The sequence below is a fragment of the Pseudomonas sp. Marseille-Q8238 genome (assembly GCF_965111915.1).
The window spans coordinates 3,876,332-3,887,398 of the sequence record NZ_CBCOPI010000001.1; the positions used below are offsets into that span (position 1 = coordinate 3,876,332).

Here is an 11,067-nt window from a genome sequence, read left to right on the forward strand (position 1 = left end):
CGTTTGCTAACATACTGGCTCATTGACCCAACGTGCCCGCCATGACCTTTCGCCCGCTCCCGTCCAAGGCTCCGATTGCCCTGCTGCGTGAAACCAAGCCGCTGCAAGCGCTGCTTGATCAGGCTCTGCGCCTGGGCCGCCTGCAGACGCTGGTCGATAGCCAGCTGGAAGCCGCGGCCCGCGAGCACTGCCGCGTGGCCAGTTGGCGTGACGGATGCCTGTTGCTGCTGGCCAGCAATGGCCATTGGGCCACTCGCCTGCACTACCAGCAACGCAGGCTGCAACGCCAACTCCAGGCGCTTCCAGAGTTCACCGGCCTCATCCGCATACAGGTAAAGGTGCGCCCGCCGAGCGATCAGGTCGGCTATGTCAAACGCACCGCCGAACTGTCCAGCGCCGCCGCAGACAGCCTCAACAGTGCCGCCGAGGGTATCAGCGACCCCAGGCTACGCGCCGCCCTGGAGCGTCTGGCCAGCCACGCCAAGCCGCGCGAATAGCACTTCAAGCCGGTGCTTATCGAACAGCACTCGAAAACGCCTCAAAACAATTCCTCATGTTGCGCGCTCCCACGCGTTGCGGCCCTGAATGGCAGGCCACAAAAAAACAGGCCACCCGAAGGTGGCCTGAATACAACAGAAGGGAGGGACGTATTGCTTAACCCGCTGCAACCGGCCGCATGTAGGAGATCGGCGCAGTGCTGGCATCGTCGAAGGTCACCACTTCCCACGCGTCTTTCTGCTCGATCAGCGTACGCAGCAGACGGTTGTTCAGCGCGTGCCCCGACTTGAAGCCAAGGAATTCACCAATCAGGCTGTTGCCCAGCAGGTAGAGATCGCCGATGGCGTCGAGGATCTTGTGTTTGACGAATTCGTCCTCGTAACGGAGGCCGTCTTCGTTGAGCACGCGAAACTCGTCAACCACGATGGCATTTTCCACGCTGCCGCCGAGCGCCAGGTTCTGCGAACGCAGGAACTCGATGTCACGCATGAACCCGAAGGTCCGTGCACGGCTGACTTCCTTGACGAACGAGGTGCTGGAAAAGTCGACGCTCGCGGTCTGGGTACGGCCGCGAAAGACCGGGTGATCGAAATCGATCTCGAAGCTCACCTTGAAGCCTTCGAACGGCAGGAAGGTGGCGCGCTTGTCGCCCTCTTCCACGGTGACTTCGCGCAGGACGCGAATGAATTTCTTCGGTGCGTCCTGCTCCTCCAGACCGGCGGATTGAATCAGGAATACGAAGGGACCGGCGCTGCCGTCCATGATCGGGACTTCGGACGCCGAGAGCTCGACGTAGGCGTTGTCGATGCCCAGGCCTGCCATGGCCGAAAGCAAGTGCTCTACGGTGTCTACCTTGACGTCACCATTGACCAGAGTGGTCGACATGGTTGTCTCACCAACGTTCTCCGCGCGGGCGGGGATTTCCACGACGGGGTCGAGGTCGGTGCGACGGAACACGATACCGCTGTCCACGGGTGCCGGCTTCAGGGTCAGGTATACCTTTTCCCCCGAATGCAGGCCAACGCCAGTGGCACGGATGATGTTCTTCAGGGTGCGTTGTCTGATCATGGCTTTGGCTGCGCTAGTTGCGAATTGTTTTCAACAAAGGCCGGCGATAATAGCAGAACCGACCTTTGCTGAACACCAATCACCTTCATACTCCTGATAAATTCCATCAATCAGCCTGACGACGCAGGAACGCCGGGATGTCCAGATAATCCAGGTCATCCTGGGTGTTCAACTTGGCCGCAGCGGCTGCGCCGGCGTGGCTTTGACGTTGAACGGTAGGGCGCTCGTAGTCCTTGTAGTTGACGGTTTGCGGCTCGACGGAACGGGGCGCGGCACTGTTGCTGACAACTGGAGCAACAACTGCAGCCGGTACCGTGTTGTCGACCACCTTGACCGGCTTCTCGATGCGCGGGCCCAGGCCGGTAGCGACCACGGTCACGTGCAGTTCGTCACGTACGTCCGGATCGATGACGGCGCCAACCTTGACGGTCGCGTGTTCGGAAGCGAAGGCCTCGATGATCTCGCCCACCGCGGCGTACTCACCCAGGGACAGGTCGAGACCGGCAGTGATGTTGACCAGGATGCCACGCGCGCCCTGCAGATTGACGTCTTCCAGCAGCGGGTTGCGGATGGCCGCCTCGGTGGCTTCACGGGCGCGGTTCGGGCCGCTGGCGCAGCCAGTACCCATCATCGCCATCCCCATTTCACCCATGACGGTTTTCACGTCAGCGAAGTCGACGTTCATCAGGCCCGGACGCTGCATGATATCGGAGATGCCGCGCACGGCACCGGCCAGTACATCGTCAGCCTTGGCGAAGGCGGACAGCAGGCTGGCGTCCTTGCCGAGGATGGTCAGCAGTTTTTCGTTCGGGATGGTGATCAGCGAGTCGACGCACTCGGACAGTGCACGGATGCCCTCATCGGCGACTTGCATGCGCTTGCGACCTTCGAACGGGAACGGACGCGTCACGACCGCGACGGTCAGGATGCCCATCTCTTTCGCCACGGCAGCAATGATCGGCGCCGCACCGGTACCGGTACCGCCACCCATGCCGGTGGTGATGAAGACCATGTCGGCGCCCTGCAGCACCTCAGCGATACGCTCGCGGTCTTCCAGGGCGGCCTGACGGCCGATTTCCGGATTGGTACCGGCACCCAGACCCTTGGTGACGCCTGGGCCGAGTTGCAAAACCGTGCGCGCACCCACGTTCTTCAGGGCTTGCGCATCGGTGTTGGCGCAGATGAACTCGACGCCTTCGATGTTGTTGTTGACCATATGATTGACAGCGTTACCGCCACCGCCACCCACGCCGATCACTTTGATAACTGCGTTCTGTGGAACGTTATCTACGAGTTCGAACATTTCCCCTCTCCTTCCTTTCTAGTTGTACGCCTACTGCTACCGCGGGTTTGCCATCAGAAATTGCCCTGGACCCAGCGTTTCAGCCGTTCCAGTACAGGTGTCTTGGGTTCATCGTTGTAAAAATTGCTGCCAGACATGGAGATGCCATCGGCCTGCTTCTGCAGTCCGTACATGAGCAGGCCCACGCCTGTCGAATAGATCGGGTTGCGCACGACATCGGCCAGACCTTTGACGCTATGCGGCACGCCAAGTCGTACTGGCATGTGGAAGATTTCCTCGGCCAACTCGACTGCGCCTTCCATCTTGGAAGTACCGCCGGTGAGGACGATGCCGGCCGGAATCATGTCTTCGTAGCCACTGCGGCGAAGCTCGGCCTGAATCAGGGTGAACAGCTCGTCGTAGCGTGGCTCGACAACCTCAGCCAACGCCTGGCGCGACAGTTCACGCGGCGGACGGTCGCCGACGCTCGGCACCTTGATGGTTTCACCCGCGCCGGCCAGTTTGGCCAGGGCACAGGCGTAACGGATCTTGATCTCTTCGGCGTACTGAGTCGGCGTACGCAGGGCCATGGCGATGTCGTTGGTGACCTGATCGCCGGCAATCGGGATCACCGCCGTGTGGCGAATCGCCCCTTCGGTGAAGATCGCGATGTCGGTGGTGCCACCGCCGATATCGACCATGCACACACCCAGCTCTTTCTCATCCTCGGTGAGCACCGAATAGGCCGAGGCCAGTTGCTCGAGGATGATGTCATCAACTTCCAGGCCACAGCGACGCACGCACTTCTCGATGTTCTGCGCCGCGTTCACCGCGCAGGTCACCACGTGCACCTTGGCCTCCAGACGCACGCCAGACATGCCCAATGGCTCGCGCACGCCTTCCTGGTTATCGATCACGTAATCCTGCGGCAAGGTGTGCAGCACACGCTGGTCGGCAGGAATCGCCACGGCCTGTGCCGCATCGAGCACGCGCTCGAGGTCGGCGCTGCTGACTTCGCGATCGCGGATGGCGACGATGCCATGGCTGTTCAGGCTGCGGATGTGGTTGCCGGCCAGGCCGACGAAAGCCGAATGGATACGGCAGCCAGCCATCAGCTGAGCCTCTTCCACCGCGCGCTGAATCGACTGCACGGTGGACTCGATATTGACCACCACGCCCTTCTTCAGGCCGCGCGACGGATGAGTGCCGATGCCGACGATTTCCAGTTGGCCGTCGGCCGTTACCTCGCCCACCAGCGCCACCACCTTGGAGGTGCCGATGTCCAGGCCAACGATCATCTTGCCGCTCTGCACGCTTGCCATGATCCTTACCTTTCTCCTCGATTCACTGCACGGCGACGGGTTGACCCGTCGCAGGCGCTTGCGGCTCACGCCACGCCACGGCCAGGCCGTTGGCGTAACGCAGGTCGATGCGCGCGATATTCGTAATCTGCTCTTTCAGCACCTTGTCGTAGATGCTGTTCAGGCGTCGTATCTTTTCCACCAGATGGTCCCGCCCCAGCAACAGCTCGACGCCCTGCCCGGTGGTGAGGAACCAGCTGCCGTGATCACGCAGCTCCAGACGGGCAATGGAGAAACCCATCGGCCGCAGCATCTGGCTGAGTACCTGGTATTGCTGCATCACCTGCTGCTGGGCTCGCTTGGGGCCGGACAGCAGGGGCAGGTTTTCATAATTGGCCAGTTCGCGCGGCGCGAACGCCTGCCCCTGATTGTTCAGCAGCGCCTCATTGCCCCAACGCGCCACCGGCAGTTGTTCGTCCAGACGAATAGACACCTGATCCGGCCATACGCGACGCACTTCGGCGTGAGCGATCCACGGCATCTGCTCCAGCTCGGCACGCATGCCTGCCAGGTCTACGGTAAAGAAGCTCGCCGATACGTAGGGCGCGATACGCTCCTGCACCACCTGCTGACTGATATAACTCAGCTCGCCCTGGACGCTCACCCGAGCAATCGGGCGGTCGGCATAAGGCAGCAGCCGCTGGGCCAGCTCATAGGTGCCAAACCCGAGCACCAGCAACAGCAGAGGCCAGGCCAGACGCTTGAGCCCGCTGAAGTCGACTTTCGGTACGCGCATGGACAACGGCTCGCGCGCCACCATCCGGCTTGCGCCACGCGCAGCCGTCGGCTTGCGCTGAGGAGCGCGGCCGATGGGTTGCGGATGACGGACCGTTGCGACCATGACTTAGCCTCGTGCCTCGACGCTGTCGGCGAGAATCGCCAACACCAGTTGTTGGAAGTCCAGGCCGGCAGCGCGGGCAGCCATCGGCACCAGGCTGTGATCGGTCATGCCCGGTACGGTGTTCACTTCGAGCAGCCAGAACGTGCCGGCAGCGTCCTGCATCACGTCGGCGCGCGCCCAGCCCTGGGTGCCCACGGCCTCACAGGCACGGGCGGTCAGGTCTTTCAGTTCGGCTTCTTTCTCGGCGCTCAGGCCACACGGCACGCGATACTGGGTATCACTGGCGAGGTACTTGGCGTCGTAGTCATAAAAGGTATGCGGCGTGCCCAGGCCAATCGGCGGCAGCACCTCGCCGCGCAGCATGGCGATGGTGTACTCCGGGCCGCTGATCCACTGTTCCACCAGCACTTGCGAGTCGTACTCGCTGGCGGCCTGCCAGGCGACGATCAGCGCATCCAGGTCGGTGACCTTGGCCATGCCGATGCTCGACCCTTCGTGAGCCGGCTTGACGATCAGCGGGAAACCCAGCTCGGCCGCTGCCGCTTCGCAATCGGCCTGCGATGCCAGCACGGCATGCAAAGGTGTCGACAGGCCGAGGCTGTGCCACACCTGCTTGGTGCGCAACTTGTCCATGGCCAGGGCAGACGCCAGGATGCCGCTACCGGTGTAGGGAATCCCCGCACACTCCAGCAGCCCTTGCATGGAACCATCTTCACCACCACGGCCATGCAGGACAATAAAGGCACGGTCGATATGCTCGGCGGCCAGGCGCTGCACGAAGTCATCGCCCACGTCGATACCGAAGGCATCCACGCCAGCCGCCTGCAGCGCCTCGAGCACCGCAGCGCCAGACTTCAGCGAGACCGCGCGCTCGGCGCTCTTGCCACCGAACAGCACGACGACCCGGCCAAAGGCCGAAGGCTCAAGAGTGGAGAACAGGCTCATACGCGATCACCTTGGAAAAGCGGGTGCTTGATCAGTTGTGGAGCCAGCCCGCCGATATCACCGGCGCCCTGGCAGAGCAGGATGTCGTCGGCGCGCAGCAGCGGCTTGACCAGTGGGCCGAGGTCGCTGCCGCGCTCGATGTAGATCGGATCGAGCTGGCCGCGCTGACGGATGCTGTGGCACAGCTGACGGCTGTCTGCACCGGGAATCGGTTCCTCACCGGCTGGATAGACTTCCATCAGCAGCAGCACATTGGCTTCGCTCAGCACCTGAACGAAGTCGTCGTACAGGTCGCGGGTGCGGCTGAAACGATGCGGCTGATAGACCATCACCAGACGACGCTCTGGCCAGCCACCCCGCACGGCCTTGATCACCGCGGCGACTTCGCGCGGGTGATGGCCATAGTCGTCGACCAGCATCACGCTGCCGCCTTCGACCGGCAGCTCGCCGTATACCTGAAAACGCCGACCAACGCCCTGGAAGCCGGACAAGCCCTGGACGATGGCCGCATCATCGATGCCTTCATCGGTGGCGATGGCGATGGTCGCCAGGGAGTTCAGTACGTTGTGGTTGCCCGGCATGTTGACGAACACATCCAGCGGCTCACGGTCAGGACGCAGCACGGTGAAATAGGTCTTCATGCCTTCCTGGCGCACGTTGATAGCCCGCACGTCGGCATCTTCGGCAAAGCCGTAGGTCACAGTGGGGCGGCCAACCTGTGGCAGCAGCTCACGCACTACCGGGTCGTCCACGCAGAGCACGGCCAGGCCATAGAACGGCAGGTTGTGCAGGAATTCGATGAAGGTTTTCTTCAGTACATTAAAGTCGCCGCCATAGGTGCTCATGTGGTCAGCGTCGATATTGGTGACCACCGAAACCATCGGCTGCAGATGCAGGAAGCTGGCGTCGCTCTCATCCGCCTCGGCGATCAGGTAACGGCTGCTGCCCAACTGGGCGTTAGTGCCAGCTGCATTCAGGCGGCCACCGATGACGAACGTCGGGTCCAGGCCCCCGGCAGCGAATACTGAAGCCAACAAGCTGGTGGTGGTGGTCTTGCCATGGGTGCCGGCGACGGCGATGCCGTGGCGGTAACGCATCAGCTCGGCAAGCATCTCGGCACGCGGCACGACCGGAATACGGCGCTCCAGTGCGGTAGCGACTTCCGGGTTGCTGGTGTTGACAGCGCTGGATACCACCAGCACATCGGCCTGCTCGGCGTTTTCCGCGCGATGACCGATGAACACGATGGCGCCGAAGCTTTCCAGGCGCTCGGTCACAGCCGATGCCTTGAGGTCGGAACCCGATACTTCATAACCCAGGTTGAGCAGCACTTCGGCGATACCGCACATGCCCGCCCCGCCAATCCCGACGAAATGGATACGGCGGATACGGCGCATGCGGCGTACTTCGGCTTTCACGGCAGCAGGAGACTTAGCCACGGGCCACCTCCAGGCAGATATCCACCACACTGCGGGTCGCGTCTGGCTTGGCCAGGCTGCGTGCGGTACGGCCCATGGCCACGAGTCGTTCTGGGTGCATCAGTACCTCGGTCAGCTGCGCGGCAAGCGTGTCCGCGTCAGTCGTGTGTTGTGGCAGGAGGATGGCGGCACCCTCCTTGGCCAGATAGTCGGCATTGCGGCTCTGGTGGTCGTCGATCGCGTGCGGCAAAGGCACCAGGAAAGACGGCAGACCAGCGGCAGCCAGCTCGCTGACGGTCAGTGCGCCAGCGCGGCAAATGACCAGATCAGCCCAGGCGTAGGCACGGGCCATATCCTTGATGAACGGCGCGACCTCGGCTTCGACCGCGGCATCGCGATAACGCTCCGTGGTGACCTGAGCATGTTGCTTGCCGGTCTGGTGAAACACCGCCGGACGCAGCGCTACCGGCACTTTGGCCAGGGCTGCGGGCAGCAGTTTGTTCAATGGCTCGGCACCCAGGCTGCCGCCCAGCACCAGCAGGCGTGGCTGGCGACCCGCCAGGGTATCGCGCGGGGTTTCCAGGAACAGTTCTTCGCGAACCGGATTACCCGTGGTGCGGCGCTTGGCGCGAGCACTGAAGGTATTCGGGAAGGCCTCACAGATACGACTGGCGAACGGCACCAGGCTGCGGTTGGCGGTACCGGCCACGGCATTTTGCTCATGGATGATCAGCGGTACGCCGGCCAACCTGGCCGCCAGGCCGCCGGGGCCAGTGACATAGCCGCCCATACCCAGTACGCAAACAGGCTGCAGCTCACGCATGACACGACGCGCCTGGAACAACGAGCGCAACAGCGCAAAAGGTGCCTTGAGCAGCGACAGCAGTCCCTTGCCGCGCAGGCCACTGACATTGATCAGGTGCAAGGGCAGCTCTGCCGCGGGTACCAGTTCGTTCTCGATACCACGTGGCGTCCCCAGCCAATGCACGCTGTAACCGCGAGCCTTGAACTCGCGGGCACAGGCCAGCGCCGGGAACACATGGCCACCGGTGCCGCCCGCCATGATCAGCACATTACCGGCCATGGTTCAGGCCTCCCTTGGCAACAGGCGGTTCTTCAAGGAAGTCCGCCTCGCTGAACTCGATATCCTCGCTGCCCAGCTGGGTGCGACGCTCCCACTCGATGCGCAGCAGCAATGCCAGGCACACGCAGCAGATCACCAGCGAGCTGCCACCGTAGCTGAGGAACGGCAAGGTCAGACCCTTGGTCGGCAGCAGGCCGACGTTCACCCCGATATTGATCAGCACCTGGCCGATCCACATGAACGAAATGCCATAGGCCACATACGCCGAGAAGAACTGCTTGGCCTTCTCAGCCCATAGACCGATGTAAAGCGCGCGCACGCTGACGAACACGAACAGCCCAACCGTGGCCAGCGCGCCGACCATGCCCAGCTCTTCAGCCAGCACGGCAAACACGAAGTCGGTGTGAGCTTCAGGCAGGTAGAACTGTTTCTGGATGCTGTTACCCAGGCCGACGCCAAACCACTCGCCACGACCGAAGGCAATCAGTGCCTGACTCAGTTGATAACCGGCACCGTACTGGTCGGCCCAGGGGTCGACGAAGTTGGTCAGCCGCTCCAGACGATAGGCCTGGCTGGTCATCACCAGCACGCCCGCGGCCAAAACAAGTCCTGCCAGCGGAATGAAGCGCCAGAGGTTGACGCCCCCCAGGAACAGCATGGCAATAGACGCACCAACCAGTACCACCGTGGCGCCGAAGTCCGGCTCGGCCAGCAGCAGCACGGCAATCGGTCCCAGCACCAGCAATGGCTTGAGAAACCCGGTGAGCTTCTCGCGGACTTCGGTCTGACGGCGCACCAGATAGCCGGCGATAAACATCACGGTGAACAACTTGGCCAACTCGGACGGCTGCACGTTGAACATGCCGAAGCCGATCCAGCGCTTGGCCCCGTTGACCTCACGGCCGATACCCGGCAGCAGCACTAGGATCAACAGGACGAAAGCAGCCAGCAGCAAGGTGCCGCCAAAACGCTGCCACACCGACATCGGGATAAACAGGGTGACGACGGCCGCACCCAAACCAATACCCAGGTAAATCAGGTGACGGATCATGTGGTACAGCGGGTTGCCGGACAGGGCCGCAGCCACTTCAGAGGAAGCCGAGGTGATCATCACCAGACCCAGGCCGAGCAAGGCCAAGCAACCGGCCAACAGCGGGAAGTCCAAATCGATACCGCGACGGGTACGCAAGGGCGACGGTGCGGCGAACAGTTGCGCAATCATCAGTTCAAGCCCTCCGCCGCCTGGGCGAACAGGCGCCCGCGCTCTTCGAAGTTCTTGAACATGTCCAGGCTGGCGCAGGCTGGCGACAGCAGCACGGCATCGCCAGGCTGAGCGAGTTCGGCACAGCGGCTGACCGCCTCATCGAGGGTCTGCACGCGAAATTGCGGTGTGCCTTCCAGTGTGACGGCCAGGCGCTCGGCATCCCGACCGAGCAAGATCACCGCACGGCAGAACTTCGCCACGGGCGCGCGCAGTGCCGAGAAGTCGGCCCCCTTGCCGTCGCCACCAGCGATCAACAGCAACTTGCCATCGATATCGGCACCCAAGCCTTCGATAGCCGCCAGAGCGGCACCCACGTTGGTCGCCTTGGAATCGTCGTAATAGCTCACGCCACGCAACTCGCGCACCCACTGGCAGCGATGGGCCAAACCGGTGAAACGTTGCAGGGTGTCGAGCATGGCGGTGAACGGCAGGCCGACGGCATGCCCCAGGGCCAGGGCAGCCAGGGCATTGCTCTGGTTGTGCGCACCGCGCATTTTCAGTGCCTTGACCGGCAACAGGGCCTCGAACTGGAAGGCCAGGTGTTTCTCGCCAGCCTCTTCGATCAGACCGAAGCCCTTGAAATCGGGTTTGTTCAGGCCGAAGGTCCAGCAGGTCACCTGATCGGCGATCAACGGCCGCGACAGGGCATCCTGACGGTTCACCACCACCTGCCGGGCGCCACGGAAGATGCGGTGCTTGGCCAGGTGGTAGTCAGGCATGCCGCTGTAGCGGTCCATGTGGTCTTCACTGACGTTGAGGCAGGTCGCCACTTCGGCATCCAGGCGCTCGGTGGTTTCCAGCTGGAAGCTGGACAGTTCCAGCACATACAGCTCGACGTCATCAGCCAGCAAGTCCAGCGCCGGCGTCCCAAGGTTGCCACCCACGGCGACCTTCTTGCCGGCGGCCTGCGCCATCTCACCGACCAGCGTGGTCACGGTGCTTTTCGCATTGGAGCCGGTGATCGCGATGATCGGCGCCTTGGCGTGACGGGCGAACAGGTCGATATCGCCAGACAGCTTCACGCCACGCGCCGCAGCGGCTTGCAGCGCCGGGGTGGCCACCGCCAGGCCAGGGCTGATGTACAGCTCGCTGGCGCGGCAGAGAAACTCCACGTCCAGCTCGCCGCAGCGCACTTCAACCTGCGGGTACTCGGCAGCCAGTGTCGCCAGCTCCGGCGGGTTCGCGCGCGTATCGGCCACGGCAAAGCGCACGCCCTGCTGCGCAAGGAAGCGCACCAGGGACATGCCGCTCTTGCCGAGGCCGACAACGATGCGGAACTGGTCGGAAGCGATCAGCGACACTCTCT

General features: G+C 62.8%; 10 protein-coding genes. 1 reads left to right on the forward strand and 9 read right to left on the reverse strand.

Annotation, left to right across the window (positions count from 1 at the left end):
- Positions 1 to 41: 41 nt before the first annotated feature.
- Positions 42 to 497, forward strand: coding sequence for a DUF721 domain-containing protein (locus ACWPW0_RS18000; protein WP_447593684.1), 456 nt, complete (start codon positions 42 to 44; stop codon positions 495 to 497).
- A 157-nt stretch (positions 498 to 654) separates the two neighbouring features.
- Here ACWPW0_RS18000 and lpxC read toward each other — a convergent pair whose 3' ends face one another.
- The 9 genes from lpxC to murD form a co-directional block, all read right to left on the reverse strand.
- Complete coding sequence (gene lpxC, locus ACWPW0_RS18005; protein WP_447593686.1) at positions 655 to 1,566, reverse strand: UDP-3-O-acyl-N-acetylglucosamine deacetylase; 912 nt, start codon at positions 1,564 to 1,566, stop codon at positions 655 to 657.
- 106 nt (positions 1,567 to 1,672) lie between these two features.
- A complete protein-coding gene (gene ftsZ, locus ACWPW0_RS18010; protein ID WP_447593688.1) occupies positions 1,673 to 2,869 on the reverse strand; it encodes a cell division protein FtsZ in 1,197 nt (398 codons plus the stop codon).
- A 53-nt stretch (positions 2,870 to 2,922) separates the two neighbouring features.
- On the reverse strand, positions 2,923 to 4,170 hold the full coding sequence (ftsA, locus tag ACWPW0_RS18015) for a cell division protein FtsA (protein WP_447593689.1): 1,248 nt from the start codon (positions 4,168 to 4,170) through the stop codon (positions 2,923 to 2,925).
- Between the two features lie 22 nt (positions 4,171 to 4,192).
- A complete protein-coding gene (locus ACWPW0_RS18020) occupies positions 4,193 to 5,050 on the reverse strand; it encodes a cell division protein FtsQ/DivIB (protein WP_454256067.1) in 858 nt (285 codons plus the stop codon).
- A 3-nt stretch (positions 5,051 to 5,053) separates the two neighbouring features.
- Positions 5,054 to 5,995: a D-alanine--D-alanine ligase gene (locus tag ACWPW0_RS18025; RefSeq protein WP_454256068.1), complete on the reverse strand. Its 942-nt coding sequence runs from the start codon at positions 5,993 to 5,995 to the stop codon at positions 5,054 to 5,056.
- Entirely contained in the window at positions 5,992 to 7,392 is a 1,401-nt protein-coding gene (gene murC / locus ACWPW0_RS18030) for a UDP-N-acetylmuramate--L-alanine ligase (protein ID WP_454256770.1), read from the reverse strand. The genes ACWPW0_RS18025 and murC overlap by 4 nt, the downstream gene beginning before the upstream one ends.
- 34 nt (positions 7,393 to 7,426) lie before the next feature.
- A complete protein-coding gene (murG, locus tag ACWPW0_RS18035; protein WP_454256069.1) occupies positions 7,427 to 8,497 on the reverse strand; it encodes an undecaprenyldiphospho-muramoylpentapeptide beta-N-acetylglucosaminyltransferase in 1,071 nt (356 codons plus the stop codon).
- Positions 8,487 to 9,719 (reverse strand): putative lipid II flippase FtsW, encoded by a 1,233-nt coding sequence (gene ftsW, locus ACWPW0_RS18040; protein WP_447593696.1) that lies wholly within the window; start codon positions 9,717 to 9,719, stop codon positions 8,487 to 8,489. Before ftsW ends, murG begins: the two co-directional genes overlap by 11 nt.
- Complete coding sequence (gene murD, locus ACWPW0_RS18045; RefSeq protein ID WP_454256070.1) at positions 9,719 to 11,062, reverse strand: UDP-N-acetylmuramoyl-L-alanine--D-glutamate ligase; 1,344 nt, start codon at positions 11,060 to 11,062, stop codon at positions 9,719 to 9,721. Before murD ends, ftsW begins: the two co-directional genes overlap by 1 nt.
- Between the last annotated feature and the right edge of the window lie 5 nt (positions 11,063 to 11,067).

Bases quoted from the DNA above. Each gene is read 5' to 3' on its own strand.
- ACWPW0_RS18000 (WP_447593684.1), top strand. From the start codon at position 42: ATGACCTTTCGCCCGCTCCCGTCCAAGGCTCCGATTGCCCTGCTGCGT.
- lpxC (WP_447593686.1), bottom strand. From the start codon at position 1,566: ATGATCAGACAACGCACCCTGAAGAACATCATCCGTGCCACTGGCGTT.
- ftsZ (WP_447593688.1), bottom strand. From the start codon at position 2,869: ATGTTCGAACTCGTAGATAACGTTCCACAGAACGCAGTTATCAAAGTG.
- ftsA (WP_447593689.1), bottom strand. From the start codon at position 4,170: ATGGCAAGCGTGCAGAGCGGCAAGATGATCGTTGGCCTGGACATCGGC.
- ACWPW0_RS18020 (WP_454256067.1), bottom strand. From the start codon at position 5,050: ATGGTCGCAACGGTCCGTCATCCGCAACCCATCGGCCGCGCTCCTCAG.
- ACWPW0_RS18025 (WP_454256068.1), bottom strand. From the start codon at position 5,995: ATGAGCCTGTTCTCCACTCTTGAGCCTTCGGCCTTTGGCCGGGTCGTC.
- murC (WP_454256770.1), bottom strand. From the start codon at position 7,392: ATGCGCCGTATCCGCCGTATCCATTTCGTCGGGATTGGCGGGGCGGGC.
- murG (WP_454256069.1), bottom strand. From the start codon at position 8,497: ATGGCCGGTAATGTGCTGATCATGGCGGGCGGCACCGGTGGCCATGTG.
- ftsW (WP_447593696.1), bottom strand. From the start codon at position 9,719: ATGATTGCGCAACTGTTCGCCGCACCGTCGCCCTTGCGTACCCGTCGC.